Source organism: Sphingopyxis sp. UBA6723 (assembly GCF_002454115.1).
Classification (GTDB): domain Bacteria; phylum Pseudomonadota; class Alphaproteobacteria; order Sphingomonadales; family Sphingomonadaceae; genus Sphingopyxis.
On record NZ_DKIH01000011.1, the window covers coordinates 1 to 20,510 of the forward strand.

At 64.3% G+C, this 20,510-nt stretch carries 19 protein-coding genes; 8 read left to right on the top strand and 11 right to left on the bottom strand.

The features are described from left to right. Positions 1-115 precede the first annotated feature (115 nt). The 6 genes from B4F07_RS11055 to lgt are packed head-to-tail and all read right to left on the bottom strand — an operon-like array spanning position 116 to position 6,129. Positions 116-1,441: a cystathionine gamma-synthase family protein gene (locus tag B4F07_RS11055; RefSeq protein ID WP_293703878.1), complete on the bottom strand. Its 1,326-nt coding sequence runs from the start codon at positions 1,439-1,441 to the stop codon at positions 116-118. Positions 1,442-1,500: 59 nt separating this feature from the next. Beyond that, a complete protein-coding gene (locus tag B4F07_RS11060; RefSeq protein ID WP_293703876.1) occupies positions 1,501-2,907 on the bottom strand; it encodes an SLC13 family permease in 1,407 nt (468 codons plus the stop codon). 16 nt (positions 2,908-2,923) lie between these two features. Continuing rightward, a complete protein-coding gene (gene pgeF / locus B4F07_RS11065; RefSeq protein ID WP_293703875.1) occupies positions 2,924-3,685 on the bottom strand; it encodes a peptidoglycan editing factor PgeF in 762 nt (253 codons plus the stop codon). After that, positions 3,682-4,200, bottom strand: a complete 519-nt coding sequence (locus B4F07_RS11070) for a GNAT family N-acetyltransferase (RefSeq protein WP_293703873.1) — start codon at positions 4,198-4,200, stop codon at positions 3,682-3,684. Before B4F07_RS11070 ends, pgeF begins: the two co-directional genes overlap by 4 nt. Then, positions 4,197-5,261 (bottom strand): class I SAM-dependent methyltransferase, encoded by a 1,065-nt coding sequence (locus B4F07_RS11075; protein WP_349681327.1) that lies wholly within the window; start codon positions 5,259-5,261, stop codon positions 4,197-4,199. Before B4F07_RS11075 ends, B4F07_RS11070 begins: the two co-directional genes overlap by 4 nt. After that, positions 5,254-6,129, bottom strand: a complete 876-nt coding sequence (lgt, locus tag B4F07_RS11080) for a prolipoprotein diacylglyceryl transferase (protein ID WP_293704785.1) — start codon at positions 6,127-6,129, stop codon at positions 5,254-5,256. Before lgt ends, B4F07_RS11075 begins: the two co-directional genes overlap by 8 nt. A 77-nt stretch (positions 6,130-6,206) precedes the next feature. Here lgt and B4F07_RS11085 point away from each other — a divergent pair, with 77 nt between their 5' ends. The 3 genes from B4F07_RS11085 to B4F07_RS11095 are packed head-to-tail and all read left to right on the top strand — an operon-like array spanning position 6,207 to position 9,568. Continuing rightward, on the top strand, positions 6,207-7,913 hold the full coding sequence (locus B4F07_RS11085; protein ID WP_293703871.1) for a class I adenylate-forming enzyme family protein: 1,707 nt from the start codon (positions 6,207-6,209) through the stop codon (positions 7,911-7,913). A 36-nt stretch (positions 7,914-7,949) separates the two neighbouring features. Then, positions 7,950-8,801, top strand: a complete 852-nt coding sequence (locus tag B4F07_RS11090; protein WP_293703869.1) for a cytochrome b/b6 domain-containing protein — start codon at positions 7,950-7,952, stop codon at positions 8,799-8,801. After that, positions 8,798-9,568 carry a molybdopterin-dependent oxidoreductase gene (locus B4F07_RS11095; RefSeq protein ID WP_293703867.1) on the top strand — a complete coding sequence of 257 codons (771 nt, stop codon included), beginning with the start codon at positions 8,798-8,800 and terminating at the stop codon, positions 9,566-9,568. Before B4F07_RS11090 ends, B4F07_RS11095 begins: the two co-directional genes overlap by 4 nt. 142 nt (positions 9,569-9,710) lie before the next feature. Here the strand turns inward: B4F07_RS11095 and B4F07_RS11100 are convergent, their stop codons facing one another. Together B4F07_RS11100 and B4F07_RS11105 are read right to left on the bottom strand one after the other, a co-directional pair. Continuing rightward, entirely contained in the window at positions 9,711-10,148 is a 438-nt protein-coding gene (locus tag B4F07_RS11100; protein WP_293703865.1) for a DUF1801 domain-containing protein, read from the bottom strand. Positions 10,149-10,240: 92 nt separating this feature from the next. Further along, positions 10,241-12,310, bottom strand: coding sequence for a S46 family peptidase (locus B4F07_RS11105; RefSeq protein WP_293703863.1), 2,070 nt, complete (start codon positions 12,308-12,310; stop codon positions 10,241-10,243). Between the two features lie 165 nt (positions 12,311-12,475). On the opposite strand from B4F07_RS11105, the gene B4F07_RS11110 reads away from it, so the two are divergent. Genes B4F07_RS11110 through B4F07_RS11125 form a run of 4 tightly spaced genes read left to right on the top strand, consistent with a single transcriptional unit; the run spans position 12,476 to position 16,482 of the window. Next, complete coding sequence (locus B4F07_RS11110) at positions 12,476-13,693, top strand: argininosuccinate synthase (protein ID WP_293703862.1); 1,218 nt, start codon at positions 12,476-12,478, stop codon at positions 13,691-13,693. A gap of 10 nt (positions 13,694-13,703) precedes the next feature. Further along, entirely contained in the window at positions 13,704-14,471 is a 768-nt protein-coding gene (locus B4F07_RS11115) for a hypothetical protein (protein ID WP_293703860.1), read from the top strand. A gap of 41 nt (positions 14,472-14,512) precedes the next feature. Next, entirely contained in the window at positions 14,513-15,523 is a 1,011-nt protein-coding gene (locus tag B4F07_RS11120; RefSeq protein ID WP_293703859.1) for a threonine aldolase family protein, read from the top strand. Beyond that, positions 15,520-16,482 (top strand): DMT family transporter, encoded by a 963-nt coding sequence (locus tag B4F07_RS11125; protein ID WP_293703857.1) that lies wholly within the window; start codon positions 15,520-15,522, stop codon positions 16,480-16,482. The genes B4F07_RS11120 and B4F07_RS11125 overlap by 4 nt, the downstream gene beginning before the upstream one ends. A gap of 99 nt (positions 16,483-16,581) precedes the next feature. Here B4F07_RS11125 and murA read toward each other — a convergent pair whose 3' ends face one another. Further along, on the bottom strand, positions 16,582-17,865 hold the full coding sequence (gene murA, locus B4F07_RS11130; protein WP_293703855.1) for a UDP-N-acetylglucosamine 1-carboxyvinyltransferase: 1,284 nt from the start codon (positions 17,863-17,865) through the stop codon (positions 16,582-16,584). Positions 17,866-18,014: 149 nt separating this feature from the next. On the opposite strand from murA, the gene B4F07_RS11135 reads away from it, so the two are divergent. Then, a complete protein-coding gene (locus B4F07_RS11135; RefSeq protein ID WP_293703853.1) occupies positions 18,015-19,013 on the top strand; it encodes a DUF3011 domain-containing protein in 999 nt (332 codons plus the stop codon). A 116-nt stretch (positions 19,014-19,129) separates the two neighbouring features. Here B4F07_RS11135 and B4F07_RS11140 read toward each other — a convergent pair whose 3' ends face one another. Together B4F07_RS11140 and B4F07_RS11145 are read right to left on the bottom strand one after the other, a co-directional pair. Beyond that, positions 19,130-19,735 (bottom strand): 2-hydroxychromene-2-carboxylate isomerase, encoded by a 606-nt coding sequence (locus B4F07_RS11140; RefSeq protein WP_293703851.1) that lies wholly within the window; start codon positions 19,733-19,735, stop codon positions 19,130-19,132. Further along, on the bottom strand, positions 19,729-20,460 hold the full coding sequence (locus tag B4F07_RS11145; RefSeq protein WP_293703849.1) for an SDR family oxidoreductase: 732 nt from the start codon (positions 20,458-20,460) through the stop codon (positions 19,729-19,731). Before B4F07_RS11145 ends, B4F07_RS11140 begins: the two co-directional genes overlap by 7 nt. Positions 20,461-20,510 lie beyond the last annotated feature (50 nt).

Here is a 20,510-nt window from a genome sequence, read left to right on the forward strand (position 1 = left end):
GGGTTGGGGTGGGGTCCATCGGCCTTGCGCAAGGCCGATGGACCCCACCCGCGGAGACTAAAGCCAGCAAGCTGGCAAGTCTCGCTGCCCTCCCCTGAAGGGGAGGGCGTGGACATCAAACCGCGTCCAGCGCCTGTGCAAAATCGGCGATCAGGTCGCCGGCGTCCTCGATCCCAATCGAGATGCGGACCAGATTGTCGGTGATCCCCATCAGCGCCTTGCGCGCGTCGGGGACCGACAAATGCGTCATCGCCGCCGGGTGGCTGGCGAGCGTTTCGGTGCCGCCCAGGCTGACCGCGAGCTTGGCGATCTTGAGCGCGTCGAGGAAACGGAAGCTTTCGGTTTCGCCGCCCTTGATGAACAGCGAAAAGGTCGATCCGGCGCCGGTGCAATGGCGGTCGAAAATATCCTTCTGCGATCCTTCGGGCAGGAAACCGAGGTAACCCAGTCCTTCGACCTTGGGGTGCTCACGCAACCACGCGCAGACCTTTTCGGCATTTTCGCCCGCGCGGCTCATGCGCAGTTCGACGGTTTCCATCGAGCGCAGCAGCATCCACGCGGTATGCGGGTCGCAGATCGTGCCGATGGTGTTGCGCATCATGCGGATCGGGCCAAGCCAATGCTTTGCGCCGAGCACGCCGCCCGCGACCAGATCGCTGTGGCCGCCAGCATATTTGGTCAGGCTGTAGAGCACGATGTCGGCGCCATGTGCCAGCGGCTTGGACCAGAGCGGGCCAAGGAAGGTGTTGTCGATGGCGATCGGCGGCCGTGCGCCCTCAGCGAAAGCCGCGTCGGTCGCGGCGCGCATCGCCTGCACATCGACCAGCGCATTGGTCGGATTGGCGGGGCTTTCCAGATAGACCATGGCAACCTTGCCGCCTTGGTCTTCGGCCATTTTTTTGGCGCGGACGAGAATCGCGTCCATCTCTTCGCGCGACGCTTCGGCGGGGAAATCGACGTAGGTTGCGCCGAACCGCGACAGGATGCGCGCGATCAGCGTTTCGGTCGCGGCATAGAGCGGCCCCGAATGGACGATAACGTCGTTCATGCTGACATGCGCGAGGAGCAGGGTGGCGATCGCCGACATGCCGGACGAGAACACCAGTGCATCCTCGGCCTTTTCCCACACGCCTAGCCGCGCCTCGAGGATTTCCTGATTCGGACCGTTGAAGCGCGAATAGACGAGGCCGTCGGCGCCGCCGGGACGCTTGCCGGTGATGCCTTCGAAATGATGCTTTCCTGCAGCGGCGCTTTCGAAGGCGAAGGTCGAGGTCAGGAAGATCGGTGGTTTCAGCGACCCTTCGGACAGCATCGGGTCATAGCCATAACCCATCATCAGCGTCGCCGGTGACAGTTCGCGCCCGCCGATTTCGGTGACGTCCTGCTTGGGCTTGCGGCGCGGCGTAGTGCCGGTGAGGTCGCTGTTGTCGATCGGGGGCATGAAGATTTCCTTGGGGCCAGTTTAGTTTCGATTGCAACTAGCGTCCTTTGCCCCGCGCGTCACCCCAGCATTGCAATCGCCCAGATCACCCCGATCAGCAGCGGCACCCCGATGATGTCGAGCGCCAGCCCCGCCTTTAGCATCCGCGGCAGTGCGATATGGTCGGTCGCCCAGGCGAGCGCGTTGGGGCCGGTACCGCTGGGCAGCATGAAGCCCCAGCTCGCCGCCATCGCCACGGGCAGCGCGAGCAGGATCGGGTCGACCCCGGTCGCGGCGATCAGCGCCGCGAGTACCGGCATGATGCCGCTCGCCGTCGCAACGTTGCTGGCGAATTCGGTGATGAGGATAGTGAGCGCGACGATGATCGCGGCGAGCGCGATCGTCGGGATGCTGCCGAGCGGGGCGAGGACGGCGCCGAGCCACGCGGCCAGCCCGCTCGCGGTGATCGCCGCGGCGAGAGCCAGGCCGCCGCCGAACATCATGATGACGCCCCACGGCGCGCGGTCGGCTTCTTTCCAGACGAGCAGCGGGCGGCCGGTGCCGTCGGGAAGGACGAACAGCAGCAGGCTGCCCGCGATGGCGATGGTGCCGTCGGTCAATGCCCCTTTGGGCAGCAGGGGTTCGAGCCACGGCTGCGCCACCCAGGCGAGGAACACGAGCAGAAAGACGGGGACGACGCGGCGTTCGGCCGTCGTCCAGATCGCCTGCTTGCCGAGCGCGGCGGCAGCGCCCGGACCATCGAACGCATGGGCCGACAACCGCTGCACCCGCGCGATGATGAAAAGCGCCGCAGGGGTGGCGAGCAGCACGACGGGGACGCCGTAAAGCATCCAGTCGAGGAACGAGATGCGCAGTCCCAGCGCCTTTTCGATCAATCCCGCAGCGATTGCGTTGGTGGGGCTGCCGACCAGCGTGCCGAGCCCGCCGATCGATGCCGCAAAGGCGATGCCCATCATCACTGCGCCTGCGAAGCCTTCGGTCTCGCCCTCGCGAACGCCGCCGGCGCGGACGACGGCGAGGGCTATCGGGACCATGATCAGGGCGGTCGAGGTGTTCGAAATGAACATGCTGAGCAGCGCGGTCGCCGCCATGAAGGCAAAGAGCAGCCCGGTCGCGGTCGGCGCCGCGCGCTTGAGCAGCGCGAGCGCGAGGCGCCGGTGCAGCCCGACGCGCTCGATCGCCAGCGCGAGGAATGCGCCGCCCAGGATCAGGAACAGGATGGGCGAATAATATTCCTTGGCGATGGCATTGGCGTCCATCACCCCGAAGGCGGGGACGAGCAGGAAGGGCAGCAATGCGGTGACGGTCAGCGGCAGCGCCTCGGTCATCCACCAGATCGCCATCAGCACTGTCATCGCCGCGACGTGCCAGGCGGTCGTTTCCATCCCCGCGGGTGCGGGGAGGGCAAGCATGACGATGAAGGTCAGCAGGCCGCCGAGCAGTCCAAACAGGCGCGTGCGTGTCATCCGTCCCCCAAATGTGTCAATTCAGGCCGATCACCGATAATTGGCGGCCATAGGTGTTTTCTCCCTTATGGCACGCGCGGCGATAGCTGAAATAATCCTCTGCCTCGGCATAGGTGTCCTGCCCGCCGATGGCAATTCGCGCGACCCCCGCCGCGGCGAGCCGCGCGGCGACATAGGCGGCGATGTCGAACATTGCGTGGCCGGGCTTGGCCGCGGCAAAAAAGCGTTCGTTGGCGTGATCGTCGGCGGTGAAGCGCTGCACAAATCCATCATCGACCTCATAGGACGCCCGTGCGATGCACGGCCCGATTGCGGCGGCAATGTTGGCGCGGTTGGCGCCAAGGCTTTCCATCGCCGCGAGCGCGGCGTCGGTGACCCCGGCCAGCGCGCCCTTCCAACCCGCATGCGCGGCGCCGATTACGCCCGCGTCGCGGTCGGCGAAGAGCACCGGTACGCAATCGGCGGTGAGGATGCCGAGGATGATGCCCGCGGTGCGCGTTGCGAGCGCGTCGGCTTCGAGCCGCGCCGTCAGGTCGCTTTTGTCATCGACGATGACACAGCGATTGCCATGGACCTGATACACCCCGGTGAGCGTCCCTCCCGAAAGCACCGTATCGGCCACCCGTCGGCGGTTTTCGGCAATCAGCGCCGGATCGTCGCCCGAGCCAAGGCCGCAGTTGAGCGACGCGAGCTCGCCGCTCGACACCCCGCCGCGACGGCCGAAGAAACCGTGCGGAATGTCGGCGAGCGGCAGCGCAGTGGCGAACGGCGCGGTCACAGGTCGAGCCTGTAAAAGCGGTCTTCGTCGATATGATTGCCGACGTGAAATTCATTGCGGCCGACGTCATGGAAACCGTAGCGGCGGTAAAAGGCCTGGGCGCGCGGATTTTCGGTAAAGACCGACAGGTACAGGATCGACGCGCGCTGCCGCGCCCAGGCGATGCCCCAATCCATCAACGCCGCGGCAACGCCGGTGCCTTTGGCGGCTTCGGCGACATAGAGCTGGTGGAGTTCGACGGCATCGTCCGTTGGCTGGTCCGCGGGCAGGTCGAAATCGACCGGTCCCATCTTGATATAGCCAAGGATCGCGCCGGCGGCGTCACGGACCAGCCCGATATCATGGTCGTCGCTCGCGATCTGCGCGCGGACCCGCTCGGGTGGATTCCAGGTCGCGAGAAAGGCGGCAAGATCGGCCGGGTCGTAGATATGACCGAAGGTGCGGGTGAAGGAGTCGGTGGCGAAAGTCGCGATCGCCTCCGCATCGTCCGGGGTCGCGAGATGAACGATGGTCAAGCACTGTCTCCTGTAAACCCGGCAGGGGTGGGCCAGCCCGCTGCGGTGATGGCCATGACTTTGAACAATTCGCCCATCGCGTTCGCGGTAACAAGCCGGTCGCGCTGGCCTTGCAATTCCTTGGCGCGGTCGGGCGCCGCCGCCGCGAGCGATTGCAGCCGTGCGTCGATGCCCAGCCGCTGCAGCCAGTCGCCCTGGGTCGCGACAGCGCTGACGGCTGCCCCGCCGCTCCGCGCCGCGTCGGCGAGGGCGGTGAAATCGACATGGGTGGTCAGATCGACCTCGCCCGGATCGGCGAAGGGGTCGGCGAAACGATGCGCCTTCACCGCTTGCAGCGTGTCGCCCGCCGCCGGGCCGCTATAACCATAGTCGATCACCAGCATCGCGCCGCCTTGCCGCGCGATGCGAAAGGCACAGCGCTGCATGATCGCCGCCGATACGGGGGCGGTTTCGACGATCGTCCCGACATTTTTGCTGCGCAGCATTTCGGGGATCGCGGCCGCCGCATCGGCGTCGCCCGGCACCGCGGCAAACACTTCGCCGCGACGTTCGACCATCCGCTCGCGCCAACCGTCCATGGTGCGGATATATTGATGCACCGGCAGCGCGTCGAAAAATTCATTGGCCACGATTAGCAGCGGCAGATTGTCCGGCAGCGCGTCGACCTCGTCATGATGGGTCGCGGCGGGAAGGCGCGCCCATTGCGCGGCGCGCAGCGTCGGGCTGGTTTCAACGAGATCGATCCCCGCGGGGATGCAGCCGAAGCGCGCCATCGCGCGCAGCGCATCGGCGGCCAGCGTCCCGCGCCCCGGACCCAGTTCGACATAGTGAAAGGCGGGGCTGCCCGCGCGGCCCCACAGGTCGGCGATCCATACGCCGATCATCTCGCCGAACATCTGGCTGATCTCGGGGGCGGTGGTGAAATCGCCCGCGGCGCCGAGCGGATCGCGCGTCGCATAATAATGACTGTTCGCGGCGGCCATATAGTCGGCGACCGTCGTCGCCCGCGCCGCCGCGATGTTGCCGATCAGCTGTTCGGGGGTCGGCGGTCCTTCACGCAACGCTGTCGGGTCCGGCGACCGGCTCGACCCGCTGGCGGCGTCCCTTGGCGGTGGCGACGAGCCAGAAACCGATGAGCAGCATCGGGATGGTCAGCGTCTGCCCCATCGTCAGTCCCCACGGCAGGATGCCGAGCTGGACATCGGGTTCGCGCACGAACTCGACCGCAAAACGGCTAAGCCCATAAATAATCGCCGCCATGCCGAATAGGAATCCGGGCTTGTAGCGCGCATCGGTGCGCCAGAAGAGAAAGCCCAGGATAGCCATCATCAACAGTCCTTCCAGACCGGCTTCGTAAAGCTGGCTTGGGTGGCGCGCTTCCATAGATCCACTGTCGGGAAAGATGATCCCCCAAGGCACCTTCGTTTCGCGGCCCCACAATTCGCCGTTGACGAAATTGGCCATGCGGCCAAAGAACAGGCCGAACGGGATGACGCAGGCGACATAGTCGCAAAAGCGCAGGAAACTGAGCTTTTCCTTGCGCGTCACATACCAGATCGCGATCAGCACCCCGATGACGCCGCCGTGGAGCGACATGCCGCCATCCCACAAACGGAAGACGCCGAGCGGCTCCTTGATATATTCGCCCAGGTTATAGAATAGCACATAGCCAAGCCGCCCGCCGATGATGATCCCGAGCATGGCGTAAAAGATCATGTCGTCGGCATGGCGCCGCGCCATGGGCGCGCCGGGCTGCGCGATCAGCTTGAGCAGATACCAATAGCCGACGAAGATGCCGGCGAGATAGGCGAGCGCGTACCAGCGGATCGGCAGGCCAAAGACGCTGAACGCAATTTCGCTATTCTCTCCCATCAGATCATGGAAGTTCACATATTGCGTTGCTTCGGCTAGGGTTGCAAAAAGAAACATAAAGTCGCGCGGTCCTTCCCCAGGAGAGGCCTCCCCATAAGGGGTTAGGCCAGCGAGACCAAGAGGAGAGATACAAGATGCCATCAGCGCTCGATTTGCGCCTGGAAGCCGCCTATAATCTGATCACCGGTCCGGGCGGACCGATCCAGGTCGGGTCCGTCGAACGCTTCGGCCGGCAGCTTCCCTTCATTACCAACGCGCCGACGAATCTGGCCGACTATGTCGCCTATTTCGCCATGCAGCACGGAGACGCGACCTTTCTGGTTGAGGGCGACGAGCGACTTTCGTTCAAGCAGGTCTATATGGCGGCGCGCCAGGTCGCGGCGGGGCTGATCGAGGGCTATGGCGTCCAGCGCGGCGACCGCGTCGGGCTGGCGATGCGCAATGCCAATGCGTGGTGCGTTTCCTATATCGGCATTTTGCTCGCGGGCGGCTGCGCGACCCTGCTCAATGGGTGGTGGCAGGGCGGCGAGCTGGCGGCGGGGATCGTCGATAGCGAGACCAAGCTGGTGATCGCCGACGAACAGCGCGCGGCCCGGCTCGACGAAGTTGCGCATGGCGCCAAGGTCATCACGCTGGATATTCGCCAGCCGATCGATCAGGCGATCGCGCCGATCACCGGCGCTGGCGGCAGCGCCGCGACGGTATTGCCGGTCCTGACCGGACAGGATCTGGCGACGATCCTGTTTACCTCGGGCTCGACCGGCCAGTCGAAGGGCGCCTATTCGCGCCACGAAGCGGTGGTGCAGGCGATTTTCAACTATGTGACGCAGACCGCCAGCATCGTCCACCTGCTGACCGAAGACGGGCAGATGTCGGACATCCAGCCTGCGACCTTGATCTGCACCCCGTTGTTCCACGTTACCGCTGAAATCCCCGTGTTCCTGCAAAGCTTTGCGCTCGGCCGCAAACTGGTGCTGATGCCGAAATGGAATGCCGAAGAGGCGATGCGGCTGATTCAGGACGAGAAATGCAATTATTTCGTCGGCGTTCCGCTGATGAGCTATGAGATCATGATCCATCCCAACCGCAAAAATTACGACCTGTCGACGTGCAAAAGCTATGCGGGCGGCGGCGCGGCGCGGCCGCCCGAGCATGTCAAACGGCTCGCGACCGAAATGGGGGAGGGCAAGCCGCTGCTCGGCTATGGCCTTACCGAAACCAATGCGGTCGGGTGCGGGATCATCAACGAAAATTACCTCGCCAAGCCGATGTCGACCGGGCCGGCGTCGAAACCGCTGGTCGACATGGCGATCCTCGACGACAATGGCAATGAACTGCCGCAGGGCAGCGTCGGTGAAGTGTGCATTCGCTCGGTTGCCAATTTCGAAGGCTATTGGAACAATCCCGCTGCGACCAAAGCGGCGTTCTTCGACAATGGCTATTTCCGATCCGGCGACCTCGGTTATGTCGACGAGGACGGTTATTTGTTCATCGTCGATCGCAAGAAGGACATCATCATCCGCGGCGGCGAAAATATCAGCTGTCAGGAAGTCGAAGCGGCCATTTACGAACATGCCGAGGTCAACGAATGCGCGGTGTTCGGCCTGCCCGACGAGCGGCTGGGCGAGGTGGTCGGCGCGGTGATCTGGGTGAAGCCCGGCAGCAGCCTGACGGCTGAGGACATGTGCTCATTCCTCAGCGCGCGGCTCGCGCCGTACAAGGTGCCTTGCAAAATCTGGATGTCGAACGACGCGCTGCCCAAGCTGGGCAGCGAAAAGATCGACAAGGTCAGCTTGCGCAATCGCTATCGCGCCGAATATGCCGCGGAGGCCGTCGCGTAACTTTTTCTTGTCGGGGAGCGAACCGGGATCATGGCCATGGCTGAAACTCCCGCCGCTCCGACGGCAAACGTCGCAACGCCGCCGGTGCGCGTCTATCGCCACCGGCGGGCGACGCGCATCTGGCATTGGATCAATGCCGCGACGCTGCTGATCCTGCTGATGAGCGGGCTGATGATCTTTAACGCACATCCGCGGCTGTATTGGGGCGAATATGGTGCGAACAACGACCCCGCCTGGCTGGTGATCGGCTCGACGCCCGACACCGGCTATTTGCGCGTCGGCTCGCTCAGGGTCGAAACGACGGGCGTGCTGGGTCGCTGGACCGACGCAAAAGGGGTCGAAAAGACGTGGGCGTTCCCCGGCTGGGCGACGATTCCGACCAGTTACAATCTGGCCGACGCGCGGCGCTGGCACCTGTTCTTTGCCTGGGTGCTGTCGATCGGGCTGACGCTTTACATGCTGTGGGCGGCATTCGGCGGGCATTTGAAAAAAGACCTGCATGTTCGCCGCGGCGAATGGTCGCCGCGCCACATCTGGCATGACATCAAGCAACATGCGCGGCTACGCTTTCCACGGGGCGAGGAAGCTGCGCGCTACGGCATCCTGCAAAAATTAAGCTATATCGGGGTCATCTTCATCCTGCTGCCAATAATGATCGCGACCGGCCTGACCATGTCGCCGGGCGTCAATGCGGGGGCGCCATGGCTGCTCGACCTGTTCGGCGGGCGCCAGTCGGCACGCTCGATCCATTTCATCGCGGCATGGGCGCTGGTTGCGTTCTTTTTTGTCCATATCGCCATGGTATTGCTGGCGGGGCCAGTAAATGAGATCCGGTCGATGGTGACCGGCTGGTTCCGTCTGCCGCCCGAGCGAGGGGAGCGCGCATGACAAGCTTTACGATGCCACGGCGACAGCTGATTGCGCGGGTCGGCGGCCTCGCCGCGACGCTGCCGCTGCTGTCGGCATGCGATGCGATCAACGAAGCGCCCGCGGTGCGCAAGATCCTGTCGATGGGCGAGGAGATGAACCGCGCGAGCCAGCGCGCGCTGATCGACCGCAATGCCCTGGCGCGCGAGTTCAGCCGCGCGGATCTGTCGCCGATTTTTCGCGCCAATGGCACCCGCCTGCCAGCGGGGACAGCCTATGCCGCCCACGCGGCCAGCGGGTTTGCCGATTGGCGCGTCGCGGTGACCGGATTGGTGGCGCGGCCGCTGTCGCTGTCGCTGGCCGACATTCGCGCGATGCCGCAGCGCACCCAGATCACACGCCACGATTGTGTCGAGGGGTGGAGCGCGATCGGGCAATGGACGGGGGTGCAGCTGTCGCGCATCCTTGCCGCTGCCGGGGTCAAGGACAGCGCGCGTTACATCGTCTTCCGCTGCGCCGACCGCATCGGCGATGCGCTCTACTACGAAAGCTGCGACATGGTCGATGCGCGCCATCCGCAGACGATCCTGGCCTGGGCGCTGAACGATGCGGTCCTGCCGATCGCCAATGGCGCGCCGCTGCGGCTGCGGATCGAACGCCAGCTGGGTTACAAGCACGCCAAATATGTGACGGGGATCGAAGCGGTCGCCAGCCTCGACGGCATTGGCGCGGGCAAGGGCGGCTATTGGGAAGACCGCATCGATTATGAATGGTATGCGGGGATTTAGAGCGGCGTGCGTTAAATGTGAACCGTTCGCCCTGAGCTTGTCGAAGGGCCGTTCTTCTTTGGGACGCTGAAAGGAAGAGCGGTGCTTCGACAAGCTCAGCACGAACGGGTGGGGTGATGATCCAGATTTAACGCACGATGCTCTAGGCGGGGTAGAGGGTGTTCATGCTGTCCCAGCTGAGCGCCACCAGCTGTTCCAGAACCTCTAAATCGACGTCCGCCAGCTTGTTGATGTACAGACAAGACTTGCCCGTCTTGTGCTTGCCCAGCCGCGCGAACAGCGCGTCGGCCTCGGGTTGCCGGTCGCAATAATGGCCCATCAGATACAGCGTCAGCGCCGCCTTGCGCGGACTGAACCCGGCGCGGCACATCGTCCCCGAATGGCCGCTGTCATATGTATAGTCATAGCTGCCGTAACCGATGATCGACGGCCCCCACATCTTGGGGTCCAGCCCGGTTACGCGGCGGTGGATCGCGTCGATCACCGCCGCCTCTTCGCGCCGCCGCGCCTCGGGGACGGCGGCGATGAAGTCGGCGACGCTGATTTCGGTGGCTTTGGTTTTGATCTCGGTCTTGCCCATCGCATGTCTCCCCTTAGTGGAGGATAGCGCCGTGATGCCGAAAATCCAGTCGGCGCGCGGACGGGCCTGCCGTCCGCGCGCCGGAAACCCGTTCAGCGGCGAGCGCGCTTGCCGGCGAGTTCGGCGACGAGCGCCGGAGCGGGCCAGATTTTTTCCAGCCCTTCCTGAATCGCCGCGGTCGATACCGCGACGGTGCGGTTCAGCGTGCCGTCATAGCCGAAATTACCACCCAGTGAGTGGATGTTGCCGTCGAAGGCGGTCCCGATGACGCTGCCGTCGCGCGCGATCACCGGCGATCCCGAATTGCCGCCGATGATGTCGTTGGTGGTGACGAAATCATAGACGGTGTTCTTGTCGATGCGCGCCTCGGCTTTGACGAACCCGTCGGCCAATTTGTAAGGAAGCTGACCCGTCGCCCGGTCGTACGTCCCGCCCATCACGGTGGTCGCCGGCACCGGCTTGCCGCGCTCGGTCCAGCCCTTCACCTGGCCATAGGACAGGCGCAGCGTGAAGGTCGCGTCGGGATAGAGCTTGTCGCCATAAGCGGCGAAGCGCGCCTTTGCGAGCCGCGCCTGCGCCGCGGTGACCGGCGCGTCATAATCGCGGTCGAATGCTGTCTTGATTTCGCGCGAGCGCGGATCGAGCTGGGCGAAAAAGCGGATCATCGGATCGTCCGATGCAGCGATCGCCGCGGCGCCGCCTTCCCACAATTGCTTGCGATAGGCGGGATCGGCGAGCTTGGTTGCCTCGACCAGCCGCTTGCCCAGCGCCTCAGGGCTTTCCTTGCCGAGCAGCGCTTTGACGTCGGCATTGTCGGCGCCCAGATATTCGCGCGCCTTGCTGGCCCAGAAGCTGACACCTAGTTCCTCGAGCCACGGATAGGTTGGCACCGGGTCGGTCAGCCGCTTTTCGGTGAGCGGCAGTGCCGAGTCGGTAAAGCCTGGCAGGCGTTCGCTGTTCGGTTTGCCGCGCTCAGCCGCGGCGCGCACCAGCGTCTGGGCATAGCCGGCAAGCGTCGAATAGCTGGCAGGGCCGCTTTGCAGGAATACGCTGTCGAGATAGGTGTTGCGCCGCTCGGCCATGGCCTTGTCGATCTCCGACCAGGGATCGCCGATTTCGGCATTGCCTTTGACCCGCGTGCGCAGGTCGGCTTCCTCGGCCGCCAGCTTGGCAGTGAAGGCGGGATCGTTGAGCGCGCGCAGCTGTCCCGACAGCGCCTTGAAGCTGTTTTCATATCCGAACAGCTCGTCCCCGCCTTCGCGCGTCTTGGCGGCATCGCCCTCCATGTTGGCGATCAACCGGCCGCGAAATTCGGACAGCAGGATCAGCGTCAGCGGCAGACGCTCGGCACGCTGGAACTCGCGCTGCGTTTCGGTCAGCAGGCGCTGTGTCGAACCCGGATTGCCGACGACGAAGGTGATCTCGCCTTCCTGCGGCGCGCGCGGGTTCCATTTGAGGTGGGTGGGCGTCGCCACCGGCTTGCCGTCCTCATAGGCGCGCAGGAAAGCCGCATCCATCGCGTAGCGCGGGAAGTTGAAATTGTCGGGGTCGCCGCCAAAGAAGGCGGCCTGGAATTCGGGCGCCCATGCGATGCGGACGTCGCTGTACTTGCGATATTGATACAGCTTGTACTGGCCGCCGCCGAACAGGGTTACGACCTGGCACCGCGTCTTGGCGCGGTCGGTGCAGCCCGCCGACTCCAGTTCGGCGATGCGCGCGTCGCGCGCCTTGACCAATGCTTCACCGGTCAGCGCGGCAATGGCGCCCTGAATATCGCCGGTAACATCGGTAATCGACGTGACGACCTCGGCCTGCTGCCCCGGACATTGGCGCTCGCGCGCCCGATCGGCGGCGTTGAAGCCGCCCGCGACCAGATCGCTGTCGGCGGTCGACAGATTCTGCAGGCAGCTGATCACGCAATGATGGTTGGTCAGGATCAGCCCCTCGCCCGAAACGAACGACGCCGAACAGCCGCCGGTCAGCCGTACCGCCGCCGCTTGCGTGCGGTCCAGCCATTGCTTGTCGGGCGCCCAGCCATAGGCCTTCCGGATCGCGTCGGTCGGCACGCCGTCGAATGTCCACATTCCTTCTTCGGCGGCGGCCGGGGCGGCGGTGGCGAAAGCTGCGGTGGCGGCAAAGGTCAAGGCAAGGGTCAGGCGCATGAGGATCCTTTTCAGCGTTACAAGGTATCATTTGATACTAGCGACAGCGGCGAGGGCGGCCAAGCAAATAAAGCGCGCCGGAACCGTGATATACATGCGCCGGTTGCACGCTGCGCGGGGGGCTGCTAGCCGCGCCCGCGTCTGTCTTGTGCCAAAGGTGCCATCATGTCCGAGTCCTTCAAGCGCGTTGTTCTTGCCTATTCGGGCGGTCTCGATACCAGCGTCATCCTAAAGTGGCTTCAGGTTACCTATGGCTGCGAGGTCGTGACCTTCACCGCCGATCTGGGGCAGGGCGAGGAACTCGAGCCCGCGCGCGCCAAGGCCGAGCTGATGGGGATCAAGCCCGAGCATATCTATATCGACGATCTGCGCGAAGAATTCGTCCGCGACTTCGTCTTCCCGATGATGCGCGCCAACGCCCGCTACGAGGGCGATTATCTGCTCGGCACCAGCATCGCGCGGCCGCTGATTTCGAAGCGGCTGGTCGAAATCGCGCGCGAAACCGGCGCCGACGCGGTGGCGCATGGCGCGACGGGCAAGGGCAATGATCAGGTCCGTTTCGAACTGTCGGCCTATGCGCTGAACCCTGACATCAAGGTCATCGCGCCGTGGCGCGAATGGGATCTGACCAGCCGCACCGCGCTGATCGCCTGGGCCGAACAGCATCAGATTCCGGTGCCGAAGGACAAGCGCGGTGAAAGCCCGTTTTCGACCGACGCCAATTTGCTGCACACATCAAGCGAGGGCAAGGTCCTCGAAAATCCGTGGGACGAGACCCCCGACTATGTCTATTCGCGCACCGTCAATCCCGAGGACGCGCCCGACACCCCCGAATATATCACGGTGGATTTCGAGCGCGGTGACGGGGTGGCACTGAACGGTCAGGCGATGTCGCCCGCGACCCTGCTCGCCGCGCTCAACGACCTTGGCCGCAAGCACGGCATCGGCCGCCTCGACCTCGTCGAGAACCGCTTTGTCGGCATGAAGTCGCGCGGCATGTACGAGACGCCCGGCGGCGAGATTTATGCCCGCGCGCACCGCGGCATCGAAAGCATCACCCTCGACCGCGGCGCCGCGCATCTGAAAGACGAGCTGATGCCGAAATATGCCGAGCTCATCTACAACGGCTTTTGGTTCGCGCCCGAGCGCGAGATGTTGCAGGCGGCGATCGACCATAGCCAGGAAAAGGTCAGCGGTACCGTCCGTCTGAAGCTGTACAAGGGCAATGCCAATGTCGTCGGGCGCAAGTCGCCGAACAGCCTGTATAGCGAGCGCCATGTGACATTCGAGGATGACGCCGGCGCCTATGACCAAAAGGATGCGGCGGGTTTCATCAAGCTGAACGCGCTGCGCCTGAAGCTGCTGGCGAAACGCGACCGATAGGAAGACGCCGATGCGCTTGTTCGATTTTTCATCATGGCAAAGCATCGGCACCACGTTACTCGGTCTGGCGCTCGTCACCCTGATCGGGGTCGGCATCCGGCTAATGGTCATGATGACTATCCAGCAGCGCCGCGAACGGATGAACCGCCAGATCAACGAGCGGCTGCGCACGCTGATGGCGGCGTACAAGACGCTGGGCGGCTCGTTCACCGGCGACCTGACGGTCGACCCGCGGCATTTGCGCGACATGCGGCGGCCTGTGCCCGTCGACGGCGAAGCTGCGCCGCCCATCGACCTCTCGGGTGAAGCTGGGAACGGCGATTCGAGCGAGGGCGAATCGGATCGCCCGCGCCGGATCCGCGATGCCGTCGAAGCGTCGCTGTCCGATATCATCCTGCTCGGCACCGAGGATCAGGTGCGCCTCGCGAGCCGCGCCGCGCGCGAACTGGCCGATGGGCGGCCGGTGCATGTTCACGACCTGGTGATCGCGCTGCGTGATTTCATTCGACAGGCGCTCGATCTCGACCCCGTGCCCGATGATGTCGTTATCCCGCTGCAAGGTCCGACCCGCCCGTCGAGCGGCGGCGGCAAGGGCGGCGGTTCGGGGCGCGGTCAAGGTGGCGGCGGCGGTGGACGCGGTGGCGGCGTGGGCGGCGGCATGGGCGGCGGCGGCGTTGGCATGGCTGGCGGGCTGGGTGTCGCCGGGGGTGCAACAATTGCCGGGGGCGCTGCTGATGCGGCGGGCGGCGAGGCTGTCAATGAAACGCAACCGAAATGAAGGGTTAGCATGACCGACAGACCTACGCTAAGGCGCGATTCGTGACCGCGACCCGCTTTTTCTCCGACAATGCTGCAACGGTGCATCCGGTGGTGATGGAAGCGCTGGCGGCTGCCAATCATGTCGACACCGCTTATGACGGCGATGCGCTCAGCCAGTCACTCGACGCGACCTTTTCCGAATTGTTCGAAACCGACTGTGAAGTCGTGTGGATCCCCACGGGCACCGCCGCGAACAGCATCATTCTCGCCCATTTCGTGCGGCCGTGGCAGGGGATTCTCTGTTACGAGGAGGCGCATATCGAGGTCGATGAATGCGGCGCCCCGACCTTCTATTCCGGCGGGGCCAAACTGATGACGCTGCCGGGACGCGGCGCAAAGATCGACGCCGAAGCCTTGAAGACGCGGATCGCAGGGATTCGCCAAGATGTGCATCAGGTGCAGCCCGCGGCGATCAGCATCACCAATGCGACCGAATATGGCCTCGTCTGGCGCCCTGACGAGCTTGGCGAGATCAGCCAGATCGCGCGCGCCAACGGCATGAAGCTCCACATGGATGGCGCGCGCTTTGCCAACGCGGTGGCTTTCCTCGACTGCGCGCCGGCCGACGTCACCTGGCGCGCCGGAGTCGATGCGCTGTCGTTCGGCTTCACCAAAAATGGCGCGATGATGGCCGAAGCGATCGTGTTTTTCGGCGGCAGCGGCGGGGCGGGGGTTCGCGAGCTCAAGAAACGCGGCGGCCATTTGCTCAGCAAGGGGCGGTTCGTCGCCGCGCAGATCCGCGCGATGTTGACCAACGATTTGTGGCTCGACAACGCGCGTGCTGCCAATGCGGGTGCGGCGACGCTCGCCGCGGCGTGCGGCGACCGGTTGATGCACGCGGTCGAGGCGAATGAGCTGTTCGTGCGGCTGACGCCGGACGAGGCTGCAAAATTGCGCAGTGCCGGATTCGACTTTTACGATTGGGGCGAAGGCGCCGCGCGACTGGTGGTCAGCTGGGATCAGGACGCCGACGCAGTCGCGCCGCTCGCCGCCGCGATTGCGGCGCTGTGAGTGCGCCGCCCGGCCTGCTGACGCCGCGCGTTCTTTTTCCGTTTCTCTTCGTCACCCTGATCTGGGGATCGACGTGGATCGTGATCACCGGACAGCTTGGCGTCGTGCCGCCCAGCTGGTCGGTCGCCTATCGTTTCTTCGTCGGCGCCGCGGCGATGTTTGCCTATGCGATGTGGCGGGGCGAACGATTGACCTTGTCGGGCGCGGGCTGGGGCTTTGCCGCGCTGCTCGGCCTCGCGCAGTTCGCGCTTAACTTCAACTTCGTCTATCGCGCCGAACAGCATATCACATCCGGGCTGGTCGCTGTGCTGTTTGCGCTGCTAATCGTTCCGAACACCTTGCTCGGCCGCGTGTTCCTGAAAACCAAGCTTGAGGGCCGCTTCCTGCTCGGCGCCGGGATCGCGATCGTCGGCGTCGGCATGATGATCCTCCACGAATATCGCGCTGCAAACGTCGGCCCAGAAGAGGTGCTGATCGGTACTTTGCTGACGTTGTGCGGGGTGATGAGCGCGTCGGCGTCCAACGTCATGCAGGGATCGAACGTCGCACGCGCACAGTCGATGGTGGTGATGATCGCGTGGGCCATGCTGTTCGGCGCGCTGGGTGACGCGGTGTTCGCCTGGATAACCACGGGGCCGCCGACGATTGAAATGACCCCCAGCTATCTGGGCGGCGTACTTTATCTGGGCGTGATCGCGAGCGCGGTCACCTTCCCGCTCTATTTCAACATCATTCGCGCCGTAGGGCCGGGACAGGCGGCATGGTCGAGCGTCCTGATCCCGATCATCGCAATGGGTTTTTCAACGCTGTTCGAGGGTTATCGCTGGGCTCCGCTGTCGATCGGCGGCGGGGTCGTCGCGCTGATTGGACTGGTGATCGCGGTCGCCAAACGACCCGACCGGCCGTCGGTCAGCGGGAATATGGTTTCGGTTGCGGTGGTGGAGGCCAAGGACTCCTGATTTCCATTCGTGTCGAGCGAAGTCGAGACACCCATCCGACTTGCGCCACAACGATGGGTGTCTCGACTTCGCTCGACACGAACGGAAGAGGGGTGGTCTTTAACCCGCGCTGATCCGTTCGATGTCGGCGCCGACCGCCTGGAGCTTTTCTTCGAGCCGTTCGTAACCGCGGTCGAGGTGATAGACGCGGTTGACCTCGGTCATCCCTTGCGCCGCCAACCCGGCGATAATCAGACTCATCGAAGCGCGCAGGTCGGTCGCCATCACCGGCGCGCCGACCAGATGATCGACACCGCGCACGACGGCGCTGCGGCCGCGCACATCGATGTCGCAGCCCATGCGCGCCAGTTCGGGAACGTGCATGTAACGGTTCTCGAAGATGGTTTCGGTGAACAGTGACGCGCCCTTGCCCAGCGTCGCCATCGCCATGAACTGCGCCTGCATGTCGGTGGCAAAGCCGGGATAGGGCGCGGTCGACAGGGTCACGGGTTCGGCGCGGCCCGACATCGCGACGCGGATGCCGGTCTTGGTTTCCTCGACCGTCGCGCCTGCCTGACGCAGCGCCGATAGCGTTGCCTCCATCTCGTCGGCCTTGGCCCCGACCAGCTCGACGTCGCCCTCGGTAATCACTGCGGCACAGGCGTAGCTGCCCGCCTCGATGCGGTCGGCCATCACGCGGTAGGTCGCGCCGTGCAGGCGATCGACACCTTCGATCGTCAGCGTTTCGGTGCCGATGCCGTCGATATGCGCGCCCATCGCGACCAGGCAGTTGCACAGGTCAACGATCTCGGGCTCGCGCGCCGCATTCTCGAGCACGCAGGTGCCTTTGGCGAGGACCGCAGCCATCAGCGCGTTTTCGGTCGCTCCGACAGATACGACGGGGAAGGTAAACTTGCCGCCCGCAAGGCGTCCGCCGGGCGCGACGGCTTTCACATAACCCGACGTCAGCTCTATCTGGGCGCCAAAGGCTTCCAGCGCCTTCAAGTGCAGGTCGATCGGGCGATTGCCGATCGCGCAGCCGCCGGGAAGCGATACTGTTGCCTCGCCGGCGCGCGCGAGCAGCGGTCCAAGGACGAGGATCGAAGCGCGCATCTTGCGGACGATGTCATATGGCGCGACGGTAGAGGTCAGCGTCGTCGTCCGCGCGGTCATCACGCGGCCGAAATCTTCGGGCCGCGATCCCTCGATCGTCGTCGAGCAACCGAGCTGGTTGAGCAAATGACCAAAGCCGTCGACGTCGGCCAGTCGCGGCAGATTGCGCAGCGTCAGCGGCTCGTCGGTGAGCAGCGCGCAGGGCAGCAGGGTGAGCGCCGCATTCTTGGCGCCGGAGATGGGGATACGGCCCTTGAGTGGCTGGCCGCCGCGAATGACGATTTGATCCATTTTCTGTCTTTAGCGCACGAGCGCGGGCGCGCAAGCGGGCGCGCCTTTCGCCGTGGCTTTCCAGTGCGAAATGTGAAACTATCCATCACTATATTCAGGTCAAACACGGGCGGTGCGATCTGAGCGGCTTTTCATGGGGGGAGAAGGTCATGCGGAGCAATTTCGTCACGATCGTTACGTCAACGGCGTTGATCGCCAGCCAGTTAGCTGTCCCGGCGATGCCGCAATCGACCTATCCCTATCCTCAGCCGGGAGGGCCGCAGATCCAGCCGCCGCGACCGGGGTATCAGGGTTACGCGGGGACGATCCGTTGTGAATCGCGCAACAACAAGATCCAGCGCTGTAACGTCCGCACCGACAATCGCGTCGATCTGCTGCGCGTGATCGGCGGGCGCTGTTCGAAGGGGCGCGATTGGGGCTTCACCGCGAACCAGATCTGGGTGTCGGGCGGCTGCCGCGCCGAATTCGGCTATGGTTATGCAAGCGGTGGCGGTTATCCGACCCCGTTGCCGCAACCTGTCGATGACTATGCGGGCACGCTGCGCTGTGAATCGCGGGGCAACCGCTACGAGCAATGCAATGTGCCTACCAGCAACCGCGTCGATCTGCTGCGCAAGCTCGGCGGCAAATGCAATGCCGGGCGGCAGTGGGGTTACACCAATGACTATGTCTGGGTGAACAATGGTTGCCGGGCGGAATTTGGTTATGGGTACCGCAATGTGCGGCCGATCGCGCCCGAAAAGGACAAGGGGCCGAGCACCGGACTGATCATCGGCGGCATCGTGGTTGCTGGCGGGTTGCTGGCGTTGCTGGCGAGCCAGAAGAAAAAGAAGGCCGAAACCGTCGCACCTGACAGCGGCGAGGCGACCTATCCTCCGGGTCCGCCGGCGACGCTGAGCGCGAATCTGAGCAGCTTGCCGAGCGCGGCACGCCCGTCGGTGCAAAATTGCATGACCGATGCAGCGCGCCAGATCGGAGTGACGGGCGGCACGCGTCTGTCCTATGACAAGCTGGTCTCGCTCGAACAGGGCAATGGCGGCTGGCGGATCCGTGCGGCGATGACAGCGACCTACCCCGACGGCGCCCGCCCGATCGAAATGTATTGCCGCGCGACGCCGAGTGACATCATCCAGCTCGATTTTTCGTAGCGGGAGTTTTGCCCCTTTTTGTCGTCATCCCGGCGAAGGCCGGGATCTCGCCGTCGCGATATGACGCCGCGTGGAGATCCCGGCCTTCGCCGGGATGACGATGTAGGGGGCTGAGATTACCCCAACAGTGCCTCCTCGGCCTGTGGCAGCCGATCTTTGCCAAAAAACATCGCATCGCCGACAAAGAAGGTCGGGATGCCGAACACCCCGCGCACGACCGCGGCTTCCGTGTTGGCGACGAGCTTTGCCTTGATCTCAGGTTCCTGCGTCCGCGCGAGCAGCGCGGGGCCGTCGAAACCGTTTGCCGACAGGAAGGTCGCGATCACTTCGGGATCGTCCATCTTCAGCCCGTCCTCCCACATCGCGCGGTTCACCGCGTCGACATAGTCGTCGAGCACACCCTCGTCATCGGCGACGATTGCGCCGCGCATGATGGTCAGCGTGTTGACCGGGAAATGCGGGTTGATCCGGAATTTGCTCAGGCCATGTTTTTCGATGAAACGCCGCATCTCCAGATTCTCATAGGCGAGCTTGGCGGGGGCATCGGCATATTGGATCATCGGTGCCTTGTTGCCCGTGGCCTTGAAGATACCGCCGAGCAGGCACGGGGTGATGAGCAGGTCGGCGCCGGTGCGGTCGAGCAGTTCGGGCAGCGTCTTCATCGACAGATAGGCGTTGGGGCTGCCGAAATCGAAGATCAGTTCGAGCGTCTTGGTCACCATTTTTCTCCCCAGGGGCGAAGGTCGAGTTCGTGCGTCCAGGCGCTTTTCGGCTGATTGTGGAGCATCACATAATTGGCGGCGATCGCGGCCGGATTGAGGATCAGATCCTGCGCCTTGGCATTGTCGAAATCGGGATGGCGGCCCTTGATGAAGTCGGTGTCGATCGCGCCGTCGATCACGGTGTGCGCGACATGGATGCCCTGCGGTCCGAGTTCGCGCGCCATGGCCTGGGCGAGCATACGCAGCGCGCCCTTGGCGCCCGAGAAGGCGGCATAGCCCGATCCGCCGCGCAGGCTCGCGGTGGCGCCCGTGAAGATGATCGTGCCGCGGCCGCGCGGAGCCATGCGCTTCGCCGCCTCGCGCCCCATCAGGAAGCCGCCGAGGCACGCCATTTCCCAAACCTTGGTGTAAACACGCACCGTCGTCTCGGTGATCGGGAAATTGACGTTGGCGCCGATGTTGAACACCGCGACTTCGACCGGGCCGACCTCGGCTTCGACCTGATCGAACAGCCCGATCATCTCCGCTTCGTCGCGCGCATCGCCGGAGAAGGCGCGGGCGCTGTAGCCGTCTTCACGGATCGACTGCGCCAGCGCTTCGAGTTGGTCGGCGTTGCGTTCGCGGCGGTTGACGCAGGCCGTCAGGCCTTCGGTGGCAAAAGCGCGGGCAATGGCGCCGCCGGTAGCGTCGCCGGCCCCGATGATGATGGCTGCAGGATTGGGCATAAGCGACTCTCCTCTTGCGTCCGATAGTAACTATGATAATCATAGTGACA

What these genes read in the sequence shown, in the direction of transcription:
- B4F07_RS11135 (WP_293703853.1), top strand. Translation starts at nt 18,015, where the DNA reads ATGCGGAGCAATTTCGTCACGATCGTTACGTCAACGGCGTTGATCGCC.
- B4F07_RS11060 (WP_293703876.1), bottom strand. Translation starts at nt 2,907, where the DNA reads ATGACACGCACGCGCCTGTTTGGACTGCTCGGCGGCCTGCTGACCTTC.
- lgt (WP_293704785.1), bottom strand. Translation starts at nt 6,129, where the DNA reads ATGTTTCTTTTTGCAACCCTAGCCGAAGCAACGCAATATGTGAACTTC.
- B4F07_RS11115 (WP_293703860.1), top strand. Translation starts at nt 13,704, where the DNA reads ATGCGCTTGTTCGATTTTTCATCATGGCAAAGCATCGGCACCACGTTA.
- B4F07_RS11055 (WP_293703878.1), bottom strand. Translation starts at nt 1,441, where the DNA reads ATGCCCCCGATCGACAACAGCGACCTCACCGGCACTACGCCGCGCCGC.
- B4F07_RS11090 (WP_293703869.1), top strand. Translation starts at nt 7,950, where the DNA reads ATGGCTGAAACTCCCGCCGCTCCGACGGCAAACGTCGCAACGCCGCCG.
- B4F07_RS11100 (WP_293703865.1), bottom strand. Translation starts at nt 10,148, where the DNA reads ATGGGCAAGACCGAGATCAAAACCAAAGCCACCGAAATCAGCGTCGCC.
- B4F07_RS11105 (WP_293703863.1), bottom strand. Translation starts at nt 12,310, where the DNA reads ATGCGCCTGACCCTTGCCTTGACCTTTGCCGCCACCGCAGCTTTCGCC.
- B4F07_RS11140 (WP_293703851.1), bottom strand. Translation starts at nt 19,735, where the DNA reads ATGGTGACCAAGACGCTCGAACTGATCTTCGATTTCGGCAGCCCCAAC.
- B4F07_RS11095 (WP_293703867.1), top strand. Translation starts at nt 8,798, where the DNA reads ATGACAAGCTTTACGATGCCACGGCGACAGCTGATTGCGCGGGTCGGC.
- B4F07_RS11085 (WP_293703871.1), top strand. Translation starts at nt 6,207, where the DNA reads ATGCCATCAGCGCTCGATTTGCGCCTGGAAGCCGCCTATAATCTGATC.
- B4F07_RS11145 (WP_293703849.1), bottom strand. Translation starts at nt 20,460, where the DNA reads ATGCCCAATCCTGCAGCCATCATCATCGGGGCCGGCGACGCTACCGGC.
- murA (WP_293703855.1), bottom strand. Translation starts at nt 17,865, where the DNA reads ATGGATCAAATCGTCATTCGCGGCGGCCAGCCACTCAAGGGCCGTATC.
- B4F07_RS11110 (WP_293703862.1), top strand. Translation starts at nt 12,476, where the DNA reads ATGTCCGAGTCCTTCAAGCGCGTTGTTCTTGCCTATTCGGGCGGTCTC.